The sequence below is a fragment of the Lacisediminihabitans profunda genome (assembly GCF_008040105.1).
GTDB lineage: Bacteria > Actinomycetota > Actinomycetes > Actinomycetales > Microbacteriaceae > Lacisediminihabitans > Lacisediminihabitans profunda.
This window is the reverse complement of the sequence record NZ_VRMG01000068.1, coordinates 1-263: the sequence shown is the minus strand read 5'-3', so window position 1 is coordinate 263 and position 263 is coordinate 1. Positions and strand designations below refer to the sequence as shown.

At 52.9% G+C, this 263-nt stretch carries 1 protein-coding gene; it reads right to left on the bottom strand.

Annotation, left to right across the window (positions count from 1 at the left end; all coding sequences use genetic code 11):
• A partial coding sequence (locus tag FVP33_RS20260) for a caspase family protein (protein ID WP_425460961.1) occupies positions 1 to 219 on the bottom strand: 219 nt, incomplete at its 3' end.
• Between the last annotated feature and the right edge of the window lie 44 nt (positions 220 to 263).

Here is a 263-nt window from a genome sequence, read left to right as displayed (position 1 = left end):
TGGGGATGGTATCTGCTTGTTTCTCCCCTTCGACTGGAACTCTTCTGCCACACGGCGATTCACCTCCACCAGAATATCCATCAAGTGCTCCTTCGATGCCATCTCATACATTGTGTCCACAAATGCCTTGATGAACCATGAACCGTACTCAGAGTTACGCCATGAGACATACCCTGGCACAGTAGCATATGCCAAGACAAAGTCAGCCTCAGTCGGCAGGGCTCCCTTGTACCCTCCTCCGTCCGTCTCGTCTGGGGCATCCA